This window comes from Kitasatospora sp. NBC_00240, assembly GCF_026342405.1.
Taxonomy (GTDB): Bacteria; Actinomycetota; Actinomycetes; order Streptomycetales; family Streptomycetaceae; genus Kitasatospora.
In genome coordinates, this window is the sequence record NZ_JAPEMU010000001.1 from 7,736,478 (window position 1) to 7,753,032 (window position 16,555).

General features: G+C 66.9%; 10 protein-coding genes and 3 rRNA genes. 12 read left to right on the forward strand and 1 reads right to left on the reverse strand.

Annotated elements, in window-relative coordinates; translation table 11 throughout:
• Positions 1-84: 84 nt before the first annotated feature.
• A complete protein-coding gene (locus OG689_RS33200; RefSeq protein WP_266324527.1) occupies positions 85-534 on the reverse strand; it encodes a PTS glucose transporter subunit IIA in 450 nt (149 codons plus the stop codon).
• 710 nt (positions 535-1,244) lie between these two features.
• On the opposite strand from OG689_RS33200, the gene OG689_RS33205 reads away from it, so the two are divergent.
• The 12 genes from OG689_RS33205 (at position 1,245) to OG689_RS33260 (ending at position 16,522) form a co-directional block, all read left to right on the forward strand.
• Positions 1,245-2,768 (forward strand): 16S ribosomal RNA (locus tag OG689_RS33205).
• 286 nt (positions 2,769-3,054) lie between these two features.
• Positions 3,055-6,177: ribosomal RNA gene (locus OG689_RS33210) — 23S ribosomal RNA — on the forward strand.
• 88 nt (positions 6,178-6,265) lie between these two features.
• Positions 6,266-6,382: ribosomal RNA gene (rrf, locus tag OG689_RS33215) — 5S ribosomal RNA — on the forward strand.
• The 16S, 23S and 5S rRNA genes sit together here, the layout of an rRNA operon.
• A 96-nt stretch (positions 6,383-6,478) precedes the next feature.
• On the forward strand, positions 6,479-7,090 hold the full coding sequence (locus OG689_RS33220; RefSeq protein WP_073927319.1) for a CDP-alcohol phosphatidyltransferase family protein: 612 nt from the start codon (positions 6,479-6,481) through the stop codon (positions 7,088-7,090).
• 123 nt (positions 7,091-7,213) lie between these two features.
• Positions 7,214-9,709, forward strand: a complete 2,496-nt coding sequence (locus tag OG689_RS33225; RefSeq protein ID WP_266324528.1) for a sugar phosphate nucleotidyltransferase — start codon at positions 7,214-7,216, stop codon at positions 9,707-9,709.
• A 151-nt stretch (positions 9,710-9,860) separates the two neighbouring features.
• A complete protein-coding gene (locus OG689_RS33230) occupies positions 9,861-10,988 on the forward strand; it encodes a DUF881 domain-containing protein (protein WP_323189348.1) in 1,128 nt (375 codons plus the stop codon).
• A 3-nt stretch (positions 10,989-10,991) separates the two neighbouring features.
• A complete protein-coding gene (locus tag OG689_RS33235) occupies positions 10,992-11,324 on the forward strand; it encodes a small basic family protein (protein ID WP_073927316.1) in 333 nt (110 codons plus the stop codon).
• 715 nt (positions 11,325-12,039) lie between these two features.
• A complete protein-coding gene (locus OG689_RS33240) occupies positions 12,040-12,822 on the forward strand; it encodes a DUF881 domain-containing protein (protein WP_266327626.1) in 783 nt (260 codons plus the stop codon).
• A gap of 307 nt (positions 12,823-13,129) precedes the next feature.
• Positions 13,130-13,909, forward strand: coding sequence for an FHA domain-containing protein (locus OG689_RS33245; protein ID WP_266327628.1), 780 nt, complete (start codon positions 13,130-13,132; stop codon positions 13,907-13,909).
• A 200-nt stretch (positions 13,910-14,109) separates the two neighbouring features.
• On the forward strand, positions 14,110-14,805 hold the full coding sequence (locus OG689_RS33250) for a MerR family transcriptional regulator (protein ID WP_323189391.1): 696 nt from the start codon (positions 14,110-14,112) through the stop codon (positions 14,803-14,805).
• Between the two features lie 99 nt (positions 14,806-14,904).
• Positions 14,905-15,378: a bifunctional nuclease family protein gene (locus OG689_RS33255; RefSeq protein WP_073927314.1), complete on the forward strand. Its 474-nt coding sequence runs from the start codon at positions 14,905-14,907 to the stop codon at positions 15,376-15,378.
• A 445-nt stretch (positions 15,379-15,823) separates the two neighbouring features.
• On the forward strand, positions 15,824-16,522 hold the full coding sequence (locus OG689_RS33260; protein WP_266324529.1) for a MerR family transcriptional regulator: 699 nt from the start codon (positions 15,824-15,826) through the stop codon (positions 16,520-16,522).
• Positions 16,523-16,555: the final 33 nt, after the last annotated feature.

Genomic DNA, 16,555 nt, shown 5'->3' on the forward strand with positions numbered 1-16,555 from the left:
GACGCCCGGCAGCGCCGCTCCGTCCGGTCCTGCGTAGAGGGGACGGAGTAGCGCTGCCCGTGTCGTGCTCGGCCGCGGCCGTGCTCAGTTCCAGACGAAGAGCTCGCCGCCCGGGGTGACCTCGCCGCTCTCGGCCACCGTGCTCAGCGCATCGGCCGAGGCCTCCAGCGCCACGATCGGCGAGATCGGCGACTTGCCGGCCGCTTCGACCGCGGCCGGGTTCCACTTGATGACCGGCTGTCCGCGCCGCACCTGGTCGCCCTTGCTCACCAGCAGCTCGAAGCCCTCGCCGTTCAGCTGGACGGTGTCGATCCCGAGGTGGGTCAGCACACCGTGCCCGTCGGCGTCCATCACGACGAACGCGTGCGGGTGCATGGAGACGACCAGGCCGTCCACCGGAGCGACCGCCTCGGTCGGCTCACGCACCGGGTCGATGGCGGTGCCAGGACCCACCATGGCGCCGGAGAAAACAGGGTCGGGCACGGCGGCGAGCCCGACGGCGCGGCCGGCGAGCGGCGACGTCACAGTGGTCATGGTGGAGCCTCCCAAATGCGCAGAACAGCGTGCGGCCGCGGCAGCGGCAGGACATCGACTGAAGCCTAAATCATGTCAACTTCGGACATCTCGTGACATACCAGCACGCGATCGGCGGACCCCGGATCCCGGCCTTCCTGCGGTCACCACCACGGAGGGTGAGGCCCGGAGGGCGGTGGGAGACGGGCTCCGCGGCCGCAAGTGGTCTAGTCCTCTTGCTCGACGCGCCGCACTCTACGGCATCCGGGTGAGCGCGGACCATCGCTCTGAGCAGGGCCGAGTGCCCCCGAGCTGAGCCACTCGGGTGACGCTGGGTGCGGCTCGATTAGGCGCTGGGCATCGGAAGGGCTATCGTTGCTCAGGTCGCCGCGAGGTGATGGTGAACTTCAGGTTTCAGACACGAAACGCTCCGGTTAAAACCGAGTAAACGGTCTGCTAAGCTGGAAACACGAAAGAACGAAGCGCCCGGAGAGTTCACGAGAGTGGCTCGAAGGAAGTGTCCGTTCCTTGAGAACTCAACAGCGTGCCAAAAGTCAACGCCAGATATGTTGACATCCCCGGCCTGGATCGTTCGATCCGGGTTGGAGATTCCTTTAGTAACAAAACACTAGCGAGGACGCAGTGCGCGGGACCGCCCTATTCCGGTGGTTGCCGTGCCGCTCAACGCGAGTGCCGGCCCGCGCTTTTAATTAAGCACTGTCGGGCAGACATTCACGGAGAGTTTGATCCTGGCTCAGGACGAACGCTGGCGGCGTGCTTAACACATGCAAGTCGAACGGTGAAGCCCTTCGGGGTGGATCAGTGGCGAACGGGTGAGTAACACGTGGGCAATCTGCCCTGCACTCTGGGACAAGCCCTGGAAACGGGGTCTAATACCGGATATGACCTTCCTCCGCATGGGGGTTGGTGTAAAGCTCCGGCGGTGCAGGATGAGCCCGCGGCCTATCAGCTTGTTGGTGGGGTAATGGCCTACCAAGGCGACGACGGGTAGCCGGCCTGAGAGGGCGACCGGCCACACTGGGACTGAGACACGGCCCAGACTCCTACGGGAGGCAGCAGTGGGGAATATTGCACAATGGGCGAAAGCCTGATGCAGCGACGCCGCGTGAGGGATGACGGCCTTCGGGTTGTAAACCTCTTTCAGCAGGGAAGAAGCGCAAGTGACGGTACCTGCAGAAGAAGCACCGGCTAACTACGTGCCAGCAGCCGCGGTAATACGTAGGGTGCGAGCGTTGTCCGGAATTATTGGGCGTAAAGAGCTCGTAGGCGGCCTGTCGCGTCGGATGTGAAAGCCCGGGGCTTAACCCCGGGTCTGCATTCGATACGGGCAGGCTAGAGTGTGGTAGGGGAGATCGGAATTCCTGGTGTAGCGGTGAAATGCGCAGATATCAGGAGGAACACCGGTGGCGAAGGCGGATCTCTGGGCCATTACTGACGCTGAGGAGCGAAAGCGTGGGGAGCGAACAGGATTAGATACCCTGGTAGTCCACGCCGTAAACGTTGGGAACTAGGTGTTGGCGACATTCCACGTCGTCGGTGCCGCAGCTAACGCATTAAGTTCCCCGCCTGGGGAGTACGGCCGCAAGGCTAAAACTCAAAGGAATTGACGGGGGCCCGCACAAGCAGCGGAGCATGTGGCTTAATTCGACGCAACGCGAAGAACCTTACCAAGGCTTGACATATACCGGAAACGGCCAGAGATGGTCGCCCCCTTGTGGTCGGTATACAGGTGGTGCATGGTTGTCGTCAGCTCGTGTCGTGAGATGTTGGGTTAAGTCCCGCAACGAGCGCAACCCTTGTTCTGTGTTGCCAGCATGCCTTTCGGGGTGATGGGGACTCACAGGAGACTGCCGGGGTCAACTCGGAGGAAGGTGGGGACGACGTCAAATCATCATGCCCCTTATGTCTTGGGCTGCACACGTGCTACAATGGTCGGTACAAAGGGCTGCGATGCCGCGAGGCGGAGCGAATCCCAAAAAGCCGGCCTCAGTTCGGATTGGGGTCTGCAACTCGACCCCATGAAGTTGGAGTTGCTAGTAATCGCAGATCAGCATGCTGCGGTGAATACGTTCCCGGGCCTTGTACACACCGCCCGTCACGTCACGAAAGTCGGTAACACCCGAAGCCGGTGGCCTAACCCGTAAGGGGAGGAGCCGTCGAAGGTGGGACCAGCGATTGGGACGAAGTCGTAACAAGGTAGCCGTACCGGAAGGTGCGGCTGGATCACCTCCTTTCTAAGGAGCACATGGCAGCTTCGGGCGAATGTCCTGAAGTGCTAGCTCATGGGTGGAACGTTGACTATTCGGCACACGAGGTCTGTCAGGCCTCCCAAGTACTGCACTTCGGTGCGTGGAACGGGTTTCTGGCGGGTCTGGTGGGTCGGGCACGTTGTTGGGTCCTGAGGGAACGGCCGTATGGTCGTTGCTTCAGTGCCGGTCCTGCTTGAGGTCGCCCTGGTGGTGTCCGATGGTGGGTGACTGGTCGTTGTTTGAGAACTGCACAGTGGACGCGAGCATCTGTGGCCAAGTTTTTAAGGGCGCACGGTGGATGCCTTGGCACCAGGAACCGATGAAGGACGTGGGAGGCCACGATAGTCCCCGGGGAGCCGTCAACCAGGCTTTGATCCGGGGGTTTCCGAATGGGGAAACCCGGCAGTCGTCATGGGCTGTCACCCATACCTGAACACATAGGGTATGTGGAGGGAACGCGGGGAAGTGAAACATCTCAGTACCCGCAGGAAGAGAAAACAACCGTGATTCCGGGAGTAGTGGCGAGCGAAACCGGATGAGGCTAAACCTGATACGTGTGATACCCGGCAGGGGTTGCGTATGAGGGGTCGTGGGAAAGTTCTTCAGTCGTCTGCCGGCGGCTGGGTGAGTCAGAAACCGTTGGTGTAGTCGAAGGACATGCGAAAGGTCCGGCGTAGAGGGTAAGACCCCCGTAGACGAAACATCAGCGGCTCACTTGAGCTTCTCCCAAGTAGCACGGAGCCCGAGAAATTCCGTGTGAATCTGGCGGGACCACCCGCTAAGCCTAAATATTCCCTGGTGACCGATAGCGGATAGTACCGTGAGGGAATGGTGAAAAGTACCGCGGGAGCGGAGTGAAATAGTACCTGAAACCGTGTGCCTACAAGCCGTGGGAGCGTCGGACAGTGGGCTTGCCCGTCTGTCTCGTGACTGCGTGCCTTTTGAAGAATGAGCCTGCGAGTTTGCGGTGTGTAGCGAGGTTAACCCGTGTGGGGTAGCCGTAGCGAAAGCGAGTCCGAATAGGGCGATTGAGTTGCATGCCCAAGACCCGAAGCGGAGTGATCTAGCCATGGGCAGGTTGAAGCGGAGGTAAGACTTCGTGGAGGACCGAACCCACCAGGGTTGAAAACCTGGGGGATGACCTGTGGTTAGGGGTGAAAGGCCAATCAAACTCCGTGATAGCTGGTTCTCCCCGAAATGCATTTAGGTGCAGCGTCACGTGTTTCTTGCCGGAGGTAGAGCACTGGATAGGCGATGGGCCTCACCGGGTTACTGACCTTAGCCAAACTCCGAATGCCGGTAAGTGAGAGCGTGGCAGTGAGACTGTGGGGGATAAGCTCCATGGTCGAGAGGGAAACAGCCCAGAACACCGACTAAGGTCCCTAAGCGTGTGCTAAGTGGGAAAGGATGTGGAGTCGCAGAGACAACCAGGAGGTTGGCTTAGAAGCAGCCACCCTTGAAAGAGTGCGTAATAGCTCACTGGTCAAGTGATTCCGCGCCGACAATGTAGCGGGGCTCAAGCACACCACCGAAGTCGTGTCATTGCAGCAACAGGGCCAACGCCTGCTGTGATGGGTAGGGGAGCGTCGTGTTCCGGGTGAAGCAGCGGAGGAATCCAGTTGTGGACGGGACACGAGTGAGAATGCAGGCATGAGTAGCGATACAAGAGTGAGAAACTCTTGCGCCGATTGACCAAGGGTTCCTGGGTCAAGCTGATCTGCCCAGGGTAAGTCGGGACCTAAGGCGAGGCCGACAGGCGTAGTCGATGGACAACGGGTTGATATTCCCGTACCCGCTTTGAAGCGCCAACGTCGAACCTCTGAATGCTAAAGCCGCGAAGCCGGCCTGGAGTCTTCGGACGAAGGGACGTGGTGGAGCCGCTGACCCAACAGGGTAGTAGGTGAGCGATGGGGTGACGCAGGAAGGTAGTCCAGCCCGGGCGGTGGTTGTCCCGGGGTAAGGGTGTAGGCCGAGTGATAGGCAAATCCGTCACTCATTGAGGCTGAGACCTGATGCCGAGCCGATTGTGGTGAAGTGGATGATCCTATGCTGTCGAGAAAAGCCTCTAGCGAGTTTCATGGCGGCCCGTACCCCAAACCGACTCAGGTGGTCAGGTAGAGAATACCGAGGCGTTCGGGTGAACTATGGTTAAGGAACTCGGCAAAATGCCCCCGTAACTTCGGGAGAAGGGGGGCCGGAACTGGTGATGAGTCTTGCACTCTGAGCTGGGGCCGGCCGCAGAGACCAGCGAGAAGCGACTGTTTACTAAAAACACAGGTCCGTGCGAAGCCGTAAGGCGATGTATACGGACTGACGCCTGCCCGGTGCTGGAACGTTAAGGGGACCGGTTAGTCGAGATTCGTCTCGGCGAAGCTGAGAACTTAAGCGCCAGTAAACGGCGGTGGTAACTATAACCATCCTAAGGTAGCGAAATTCCTTGTCGGGTAAGTTCCGACCTGCACGAATGGCGTAACGACTTCTCGACTGTCTCAACCATAGGCCCGGTGAAATTGCATTACGAGTAAAGATGCTCGTTTCGCGCAGCAGGACGGAAAGACCCCGGGACCTTTACTATAGCTTGATATTGGTGTTCGGTTCGGCTTGTGTAGGATAGGTGGGAGACTTTGAAGCAGCCACGCCAGTGGTTGTGGAGTCGACGTTGAAATACCACTCTGGTCGTGCTGGATGTCTAACCTGGGTCCGTGATCCGGATCAGGGACAGTGTCTGGTGGGTAGTTTAACTGGGGCGGTTGCCTCCTAAAGAGTAACGGAGGCGCCCAAAGGTTCCCTCAGCCTGGTTGGCAATCAGGTGTTGAGTGTAAGTGCACAAGGGAGCTTGACTGTGAGACCGACGGGTCGAGCAGGTGCGAAAGCAGGGACTAGTGATCCGGCGGTGGCTTGTGGAAGCGCCGTCGCTCAACGGATAAAAGGTACCCCGGGGATAACAGGCTGATCTTCCCCAAGAGTCCATATCGACGGGATGGTTTGGCACCTCGATGTCGGCTCGTCGCATCCTGGGGCTGGAGTAGGTCCCAAGGGTTGGGCTGTTCGCCCATTAAAGCGGTACGCGAGCTGGGTTTAGAACGTCGTGAGACAGTTCGGTCCCTATCCGCTGTGCGCGTAGGAATATTGAGAAGGGCTGTCCCTAGTACGAGAGGACCGGGACGGACGAACCTCTGGTGTGCCAGTTGTCCTGCCAAGGGCATGGCTGGTTGGCTACGTTCGGGAGGGATAACCGCTGAAAGCATCTAAGCGGGAAGCCTGCTTCGAGATGAGTATTCCCACCTCCTTGAGAGGGTAAGGCTCCCAGTAGACGACTGGGTTGATAGGCCGGATGTGGAAGCCCTGTAAGGGGTGGAGCTGACCGGTACTAATAGGCCGAGGGCTTGTCCTCAGTTGCTCGCGTCCACTGTGTTGTTCTGAAACAACGACCCCACTTGCCCTGGTCACGGGTGGGTGGTGCGGTGACAGTTTCATAGTGTTTCGGTGGTCATAGCATGAGGGAAACGCCCGGTTACATTCCGAACCCGGAAGCTAAGCCTCATTGCGCCGATGGTACTGCAGGGGGGACCCTGTGGGAGAGTAGGACGCCGCCGAACAATCATTCAGAGAAGCCCCCGCCGGGTAACCGGGCGGGGGCTTCTCTGTTGTAGGGTCATCGTGCAGAACTGTCGCAACTTACAGGAGGCCCCCGGGTGGAGGTCCAGGAGACGCGGGTCCAGACCGATCGCGTCCTCACCATCCCCAACCTGCTGAGCATGGGCCGGCTGGTCGGCGTACCGATCTTCCTCTGGCTCATCCTGTGGCCGGTGTTCGACGGGCCGAACAACGACGGCTGGGCCGTCCTGCTGCTGATGCTGAGCGGTATCAGCGACTACCTCGACGGCAAGCTGGCCCGCAGGTGGGGGCAGATCAGCCGGGTGGGACAGATCCTCGACCCGCTCGCGGACCGTCTCTACGTGCTGTCGACCCTGTTGGGGCTCACCTGGCGCGGCATCCTGCCCTGGTGGGTGACGACGATCCTGCTGGCGCGGGAGGCCTTCATCGTCTGCCTGCTCCCGATTCTGAACCGGCACGGCTACGGTCCGCTGCAGGTGAGTTTTCTCGGGAAGGCCGCGACCTTCAATCTGATGTACGCCTTTCCGCTGCTGCTGCTGGGCACCGGGGACACCTGGATCGCCGAGCCGGCGAACGTGGTCAGCTGGGCCTTCATCTGGTGGGGGACGACCCTCTACTGGTGGGCCGGCATCCTCTATGCGGTGCAGGCCCGGCAGATCGTGAAGGCGGACGCGGCGTCCGCCGTTTGAGACGCGATTGGGAGAAGTCCCACGACGACACGGTGCGTCGGACGATTTCATCCGGGTAGAGAAGCTCTGGAACGGTTTGATGGATCCGCAGGGTCCACCACCGCGAAGGAGGACGCACCCGTAATGAAAGCCGTTGTGATGGCAGGGGGCGAGGGCACTCGACTCCGCCCGATGACCTCGAGCATGCCCAAGCCGCTGCTGCCGGTGGCCAACCGGCCGATCATGGAGCACGTGCTTCGGCTGCTGAAGCGGCACGGCCTCACCGACACCGTCGTCACCGTCCAGTTCCTGGCCTCGCTGGTCAAGAACTACTTCGGTGACGGCGAAGAGCTCGGTATGCATTTGACATATGCCAACGAAGAAACCCCGTTGGGCACCGCGGGCAGCGTCAAGAACGCCGAGGACGCGCTCAAGGACGATTCGTTTCTGGTGATCTCCGGCGACGCCCTCACCGACTTCGATCTCTCCGATCTGATCGCCTTCCACCGTGAGAAGGGGGCTCTGGTCACGGTCTGCCTGACCAGGGTGCCCAACCCGCTCGAATTCGGAATCACGATCACCGACGACGAGGGCCGGGTCGAGCGCTTCCTGGAGAAGCCGACCTGGGGCCAGGTCTTCTCGGACACGGTGAACACCGGTATCTATGTGATGGAACCCGAGGTCTTCGACTACGTCGCGGCCGGCGAGTCGGTGGACTGGTCGAGCGACGTCTTCCCGCAGTTGCTCAAGGAGGGCAAGCCGGTCTTCGGCTACGTCGCCGAGGGCTACTGGGAGGACGTGGGCACGCACGAGAGCTACCAGAAGGCCCAGGCGGACGTCCTGGAGGGCAAGGTCGAGGTCGAGCTGGACGGCTTCGAGATCTCGCCCGGGGTCTGGGTGGCCGAGGGTGCGGAGGTCGATCCGGAGGCCGTACTGCGCGGACCCCTCTACATCGGCGACTACGCCAAGGTCGAGGCCGGCGTGGAGCTGCGCGAGCACACCGTGCTGGGCAGCAACGTGGTCGTGAAACGTGGTGCGTTCCTGCACAAGACCGTCGTCCACGACAACGTGTACATCGGGCCGCAGAGCAACCTCCGCGGCTGTGTGATCGGCAAGAACACCGACGTGATGCGCGCCTCCAGGATCGAGGAGGGCGCGGTCATCGGGGACGAGTGCCTGATCGGCGAGGAGTCGATCATCGCGGGCAACGTCCGGGTCTATCCGTTCAAGACCATCGAAGCCGGCGCGGTCGTCAACACCTCGGTGATCTGGGAGTCGCGCGGGCAGGAGCACCTCTTCGGAGTCCGCGGGGTCTCCGGCATCCTCAATGTGGAGATCACACCGGAGCTGGCCGTCCGGCTGGCGGGTGCCTACGCGACGACGCTCAAGAAGGGTGCGACCGTCACCATCGCGCGTGACCACTCGCGTGGTGCGCGCGCGCTCAAGCGGGCGATGATCTCGGCGTTGCAGACCAGCGCGATCGACGTCCGCGACCTGGAGAACGTACCGATGCCGGTGGCCCGGCAGCACACCGCGCGGGGCAGCGCGGGCGGGATCTTCCTGCGGACCACCCCGGGTGTGCCGGACTCGCTGGACATCCTGTTCTTCGACGAGCGCGGCGCCGACCTCTCCCAGGCCGGCCAGCGCAAGCTCGACCGGGTCTACGCCCGGCAGGAGTACCGCCGGGCCTTCCCCGGCGAGATCGGCGACCTGCTCCACCCGGCCAGCGTCTTCGACTCGTACGCGGGCAACCTGCTGCGGGCGATCGACACCACGGGTGTGCGGGAGGCCGGGCTCAAGGTGGTGGTGGACACCGCGCACGGCAGTGCCGCGCTGGTGATGCCGAGCATCCTGGGGCGCCTGGGTGTCGAGGTGCTCACCGTCTCCGGCGGGCTGGACGAGTCCAGGCCGACCGAGGATGCGGAGTCGCGCCGGGCCGGCCTGGCCCGGCTGGGCGAGCTGGTGGCCTCCTCCCGGGCGGCCTTCGGCGTGCGGTTCGACCCGGTCGGCGAGCGGGTGTCCTTCGTGGACGAGCTCGGCCGGGTGATCCAGGACGACCGGGCACTGCTCGTCCTGCTCGACCTGGTCGCGGCGGAGCGGCGCAGCGGGCAGGTGGCCCTGCCGGTGACCACCACCCGCATCGCCGAGCAGGTCGCGGCGTACCACGGCACCCAGGTCACCTGGACCACCACCACCCCGGACGATCTGGCCAAGGCGGCCTCCGCCGAGGGCACGGTCTTCGGCGGAGACGGTCGCGGCGGCTACGTGGTGCCGGAATTCAGCGGTGTCCTGGACGGGGCGGCCGCCTTCGTCCGGCTGGTCGGCCTGGTGGCGCGGACGCAGCTGACACTGAGCCAGATCGACGCCCGGATCCCGCAGGCCCACATCCAGCGGCGGGACATCGCCACACCGTGGGCCGCCAAGGGCATGGTGATGCGCTCCGTGGTGGAGGCGGCCGGCAGTCGCCGGCTGGACACCACCGACGGGGTGCGGGTGGTCGAGGCGGACGGGCGCTGGACGCTCGTCCTGCCGGACCCGGCCGAGGCCGTCACCCACCTCTGGGCCGAGGGGCCGGACGATCAGGCCACCAGCCAGCTGCTGGACGAGTGGGCCGCCGTCGTCGAGGGCGCCGGGAGGTAGCCCGGGAGCTTGTCACCGGCGGGGGTGGTGCGGCCGTGGTCGCGCCACCCCTGTCCGGTTCGTCCCGTTGGTCACGATCCGACGGGCAATCCGGCTTCCTGGCGCAGGGGTTGTGGTCAGGGCACTCCGCCGACGTGGGACGATGGTCCGCATGCCAGCGACGCCGACGCCGAGTGCCAGGGACGGACGATACAGCCGCCCCGACGCATCGATGTCCCTGCTGACCAGTGTGATGGACCACGGGTTGGACGAGGGCTACGCGCAGGCGGCGGCGGCCAGGGGCGACGGACGGGCCAGCCGGGTCCCGACCACCCGGCGGGGACTGGCGACCCTGGGGCTGGGGCTCGCCCTGGTGGGGGTCGTCCTGACCGTGGGCGCGGTGAACGCCCACGACGCCCAGCCGGCCCTCGCCAAGGAACGCGACGCGCTGGTCCGCCGCGTGACGGACACCACGGGGGCCGCGGACCGGTTGCAGCAGCAGGTCCAGGAACTGCGACGCAAGGTCGAGGGCACCCAGCAGCAGGCCCTGCAGTCCGCCGGTGACGGCGGTCTCGCCGACCTGGCCGGCGCGGTCGGAACCGGAGAGGTCTCGGGACCGGGCATACGCCTGGTGGTCGAGGACGCCGCCGGTACCGGCGCGGGCGGCAACGTGGACCCCCGGCAGGCCGGGGGCTTCCAGAACAGCGGGCGGCTCCGCGACCGGGACCTGCAGCTGATCGTGAACGGGCTCTGGCAGGCCGGGGCCGAGGGGGTCTCCATCAACGGGCAGCGGCTCACCGCCCTGTCCGCGATCAGGGCCGCGGGGGAGGCCGTCCTGGTGGACAACCGGCCGCTGGTGCCCCCGTACACCGTGCTGGCGGTCGGCGACGGACCCAAGCTGGGCCCCGCCTTCGAGAGTGGCGTCGCCGGGCACTACCTGCACCTGCTGCAGGACAGCTACGGCATCAAGTTCAGCCTCTCCGTCCAGAGCAAGGTGACCCTGCCGGCCGCGGTCGGCGTGACCCTCCGCACGGCGCAGCCCGTACCGTCGGCGCCCCCTTCGCCGGCAGCCGCCGCACCGGACGCTTCGGGATCGCCCACCGGGGCCGGCGCGAGCCCGTCCGGTACGCCGGGCGCCGTGCCGTCCGCCCCTTCGCCGTCCGCTTCCTCGACGGGCGCGCACGCGCCGGGTGCGAAGCCGTCCGGCAGCAAGACCTCCAGCAGCAACTCGCCCAGAGCGACCGGCACCTCGCCGACCGCGACCGCCGGGTCGCCCTCCGCAGGGACAAGGAGCAACTAGACCGTGATTGCCGTACTGGGTCTCGTGATCGGGGTGGTCGTCGGACTCTTCGTCCAGCCCGAGGTGCCGGACGCCGTCGTGCCGTACCTGCCGATCGCGGTGGTGGCGGCGCTCGACGCGGTGTTCGGCGGTGTCCGGGCGATGCTGGACGGGATCTTCGACGACAAGGTCTTCGTGGTGTCCTTCCTCTCCAACGTGGTGGTCGCCGCGCTGATCGTCTTCCTCGGCGACCAGCTCGGGGTCGGATCGCAGCTGTCCACGGGAGTGGTCGTCGTGCTCGGCATCCGGATCTTCTCCAACGCGGCCGCGATCAGGCGCCATGTCTTCCGGGCCTGAGTCGGACCGGGGGCGGACCGGACGTGAGGACGTACCCGCGCGGACGGCGGGGGCGGTAGGACCGGGGGGAGTGGCAGGACCGCCGGGATCAGCAGGGAAGTCAGGAGCGGACGTGGCGCAGGACGAGACGGCGAAGGGCCCCGGGCGGGCTCCGGCGACCGAAGGTGCCGAGGCCGCCGAGGCCGCCGAGGTCCAGGACGTGCCCGCCCCGCAGCCGGCGGCAGCGCCGGCCGGGTCCGCGCCGGGCGCGACCAGGCAGGTGCCGTCCGAGCCGGCCGAGATCGGGCCGGCCGTGACCGGGCCGGAGTCCGCGGAGGAGCCGACGGCTCCCGCCGGGCCGAACGGCGGGTCCGTCCCGGCGGCCGGTCCGACGCCCGTCACCGGGCGGGGGACGGCCGGCGCCGAGCGGGCCGAGCCTGGTCAGGGCGGGCCGCGTCGGGTCGAGTCGGACACGGTTGTGCTGGGCGCTGCCGGGCTCCGCAAGGTCGAGCGGGCGAGCGCCGGACCGACGGCCGAGCCCGCCGCCGAGCGTCCGGATGCGGATGCGGAGGAGGCAGCGGCGGACGCGCCCGAGGCCGCAGCCGCTCCTGCGGCTGTGGCCGAAGCCGTGCCGGGGACCCGTCCGGTGGCCCGCACGGCCGGTGCGGCCGTAACCGCGGCCGTGGGCGACGGCGCCGCCGAGGCGGAGCCCGTCCCCGGTACCGAGCCGGCGCCGATATCCGCGGCCGTCACCGCGCCCGCCACCGCGTCGGCGCCCCGGCCGGTGCCGACCGCCGTCGGCGGCCGCAAGCGGCTCCGGGCGGCGATGTGGCCGCCGCGGGTGTCCCGCGGCCAGCTGGTCGTGGCGCTGCTGCTGTTCTCGCTGGGCCTGGCACTGGCGATCCAGGTGCGCTCCACCAACGACCACAACCAGCTGCGCGGCGCCCGCCAGGAAGACTTGGTGCGCATCCTCGACGAACTGGACAGCCGCCAGCAGCGTCTCCAGCAGGAGAAGGCACAGCTCGAGCAGTCCATGGCCCAGTTGGAGAACAGCTCCAACCAGGCCAAGGAGGCCCAGGAACAGACCAGGAAGAAGTCGACGGAGCTCGGTGTCCTCGCCGGGACGGTCAAAGCCACTGGTCCGGGCATCGTACTGACGGTCGATGATCCCCAAGGGCAGGTGAAGGCGGATATGCTGCTGGACACCCTGCAGGAACTCAGAGCGGCGGGGGCGGAGGCGATTCAGATCAACGACGTGCGCGTGGTGGTGAACACCTACTTCACCGACACTCCGGGGGGCGGTGTGCAGATCGACGGCAAGAAGATCTCGCAGCCGTACCGCTTCACCGTGGTCGGGAACCCGCAGGACCTGACACCCGCGCTGAACATCCCCGGCGGGGTGGTCCGCACGCTGGAGAGTCACCAGGCCCGCGCCACCATCGCCGAGCAGCAGAAGATCGTCGTGGACGCGCTCACCGAGCTGCGGACGCCGCAGTACGCCAAGCCGGCGGCGAAGTGACGGGGCGCCTTTCGTACGGTCCGTCACCTGCGGGGAACCCCCGGTGGAGGCTGCCGCAAGGCCGTCAGAGACACTGGTCCGTGCCGCTGTTTGTCGGAGCACCACTCCCATCGGCCCGGCGCCCAGCCGGGCTCGCAGCCTGTCCGAGGTTCTCACCCTGCCCCGCGGGCGGGTCTGTCACACGCAAGGGGATTCGCCCGTGAGTTTCTTCTCGAAGTTGTTCGGCCGCAACAACCGCAGTGGTGCGGCTGTCGAGGCGCCCACCGCGCGCCACCGCCGGGCCGACGAAGAGCCCGCCCTGCCGGGCATGCGATCCGCGCCCGAAGGGGTCGAGTACGCGACCGACCGGCCGCTCTTCAGGGACGGCACCGGCGCCCCCCAGGGAGGGAATCCCGCGGGCTACGGCGCGTCGGTTGACCCCTCCGGCGCCCCGCGCATAGGTTTCCCGACAGGACCCTCAACCTCGGGTGGAGGGTTTGCCCCGGATCCCTACGCCGGGCACGACCCGTCGGGTCTGCCGCGCCAGGAGGCTGTGAACATGGGTGGCCCCACTCCGTGCCCCAGGTGCGGGAACCAGAACCCCGTCGCGGCCCGCTTCTGTTCCAACTGCGGTACCGCGCTGCGTGGTGGCGTGCTCCCCGAGGGCGCCGCGGAGACCACCTCGACCATCTCGATCTCCGGCCTCGAGTCGTACGACCCGAACGCCACCCAGGCCGGCACGGGCACCCAGCCCGCACTGTCGCCCGAGGTGCTGTCGGCGATCGACGCGCTGCCGCCGGGCTCCGCCCTGCTGATCGTGCAGCGCGGCCCGAACTCGGGCAGCCGGTTCCTGCTCGACTCGGACAAGACCACGGCCGGCCGTCACCCGCAGGGCGACATCTTCCTGGACGATGTCACGGTGTCGCGCAAGCACGTCGAGTTCCGCCGGACGCCGGGGGGCGGTTTCACCGTCGCGGACGTCGGCAGCCTCAACGGCACCTACGTCAACCGGGAGCGGATCGACGAGGTGTCCTTGAACAACGGCGACGAGGTGCAGATCGGCAAGTACCGGCTGGTGTTCTTCGCCAGCCACCACCGGGGGTACTGACCACGACTTCGGCAGGAGCCCGAGTGAGCGCGAACCCTCCCACATCTCTCGGGGCGATCACCCCCGCGCACCCCGGCCCGGAGCCGGCGCCCCTGTCGCAGCCGCGACCGGAGCAGGGTGTGAGGGGGGTGATCGCGGCCCCCCGTCAGCACGGCCGCACCGTCCACCGTCCGGGTGACCCCCGGCGGCGCGGTGAGGAACTGCTGAGCATCGGTGCGGTGCTGGCCTTCCTTCGGGACGACTTTCCCGAGGTCACCATCTCCAAGATCAGGTTCCTGGAGGCGGAGGGCCTGGTGGAGCCGCAGCGCACGCCCTCGGGCTACCGCAAGTTCAGCCCCGCCGACGTCGAGCGGCTGGCGTACGTGCTGCGGATGCAGCGCGACCACTATCTGCCGCTGAGAGTGATCCGCGAGCACCTGGACGCGATCGAGCGCGGGGAGGCGCCGCCGGCGCTGCCCGCGCCCGAGACCCGCCCCGGGCCGATGGAGGAGGTCGACCGCGAGCTGGGGGCGGCCTCCGGCGCGGTCTCCGGGGTCCGGCTCGGCCGGGCGGAGCTGCTGGCCGCCGCCGAGGCGGGGGAGCGCGAGCTCGCCGAGTGGGAGGCCTACGGCCTGGTGGTGCCGGGCCCGGACGGCGGGTACGACGGCGAGGCACTGCAGGTGGCCCGGCTGGTGGCCGAACTGGGCCGGTACGGACTGGAACCGCGCCACCTGCGCGCGATGAAGGCCGCGGCGGACCGCGAGGTCGCCCTGGTGGACCAGGTGGTCGCCCCGCTGCGGCGGCACCGGAACCCGCAGACCCGGGCGCACGCCGAGGCCACCGCGCGCGATCTCGCCACGCTGTCCGTCCGGCTGCATGCGGCGATGGTCCAGGTCGGGATGCGGGCCCGCCACTAGGTCCCGGGCGGTGGCCCCGCACGGCCGCTCGCAGCGCTGTGACCAGCCCGGTCCTGGTTGCGCTTTCATATCCGGGGTGTGGGCCATAGGGTTGCGACTGTGAATGAGCTCGACGTCGTGGGTGTCCGGGTGGAGATGCCGTCGAACCAGCCGATCGTGCTGCTGCGCGAGGTCGGGGGCGACCGCTACCTGCCGATCTGGATCGGTCCGGGTGAGGCGACCGCGATCGCCTTCGCCCAGCAGGGCATGACGCCGGTGCGCCCGCTGACGCACGACCTGTTCAAGGACGTGCTGGAGGCTCTGGGCCAGCAGCTCACCGAGGTCCGGATCACCGACCTGCGCGAGGGCGTCTTCTACGCCGAACTGGTGTTCACCGGCGGTGTGGAGGTCAGCGCCCGTCCGTCCGACGCGATAGCCCTCGCCCTGCGGACCGGTACTCCGATCTACGGGAGCGAGGAGGTGCTCGCCGAGGCGGGCATCGCGATCCCGGACGAGCAGGAGGACGAGGTCGAGAAGTTCCGCGAGTTCCTCGACCAGGTCTCGCCCGAGGACTTCGGCGGCGGCCAGCAGTAGGGGCCGCCCGCCGGCTTCCCCGCCCGCCCGTTCGGTGCGGGCCTTTTCCGCTGTCCTCCGCCGGCCCGACGGGCTCGGGGCCTTGCGGGTGCCCCTCCGAGGCCGACGGCCGAACCTGCCCGGTCCACCCCCGTGATGAGCGGCGTTCCACCCGCCGTGAGCGCCTGGCGCCACCCGTGGTGATCGGCCCCCGCACCCACGGTGATCGGCGGGCTCGGGCCGAGGAGGCCGTTCCGGCGTGTGGGGCCCGCCGTCGGGGTTTTGCCAAAAGTCGTCCACATACCCACACTGGGGGCACGAAAAACCACTCTCCCGAGTGACGCGGTTTGGTGTGCCCGGCGTGGCGATCGTTGACGGGCCATGGGTGACTGCCTACCGTCAGGAGTGGCTGCGGGGTGTCACCCGCGGCCGGGTTGCCCCGCAGCACAGGTGGACGGAGGTAGGCATGACCAGCACCGGCGATGACGTGGCCGTGGGTGGCGTGTGCTCCGTGCATGTGCAGCGCACCGGCCGGACCGGGGTGGACCGCGCCTGGGACACCCGGACGGCGGAGCCCGGCGGCGCCGAGCCGACCCGGGGCGGGCCCAGGATCGGGCGCTTCCCGGCCGTCCAGGGCGGCCAGCCGGACATCGAACGACTCGCCCCCACCTCCGCGCTGGTCGGCTACCGCGGGCCGACGGCCTGCGCGGCGGCCGGCATCACCTACCGCCAGCTGGACTACTGGGCGCGCACCGGGCTGCTGGAGCCGAGTGTGCGGTCGGTCTACCCGGCCAGCACGCACCGCCTCTACAGCTTCCGCGACATCCTGACCCTGAAGATCGTGAAGCGTCTGCTGGACGCCGGCGTGTCGCTGCAGAACATCCGGGTGGCGGTCACCCACCTGCAGTCCGCCGAGGTCGGCGACCTGGCGGGGCTGACCCTGATGTGCGACGGTGCGACGGTCTACGAGTGCAGCACCCCGCAGCAGGTGGTCGACCTGCTGAAGGGCGGTCAGGGCGTCTTCGGCATCGCGGTCGGCGCGGTCTGGAAGGAGCTGGAGTCCTCCCTGGGCCGGTTGCACGCCGAGCGTACGGACACCGGCGAGACGCTGGTCGGCCAGGACCCGGCGGACGAGCTGGCGCAGCGGCGCAACCGCGCGGGCTGACGGCCGCCCACCTCCCGCCGCCCCACCCTCCCG

Coding starts and splice junctions, on each gene's coding strand:
- OG689_RS33200 (WP_266324527.1), bottom strand. CDS start 534: ATGACCACTGTGACGTCGCCGCTCGCCGGCCGCGCCGTCGGGCTCGCC.
- OG689_RS33260 (WP_266324529.1), top strand. CDS start 15,824: ATGACCAGCACCGGCGATGACGTGGCCGTGGGTGGCGTGTGCTCCGTG.
- OG689_RS33245 (WP_266327628.1), top strand. CDS start 13,130: ATGCGATCCGCGCCCGAAGGGGTCGAGTACGCGACCGACCGGCCGCTC.
- OG689_RS33225 (WP_266324528.1), top strand. CDS start 7,214: ATGAAAGCCGTTGTGATGGCAGGGGGCGAGGGCACTCGACTCCGCCCG.
- OG689_RS33230 (WP_323189348.1), top strand. CDS start 9,861: ATGCCAGCGACGCCGACGCCGAGTGCCAGGGACGGACGATACAGCCGC.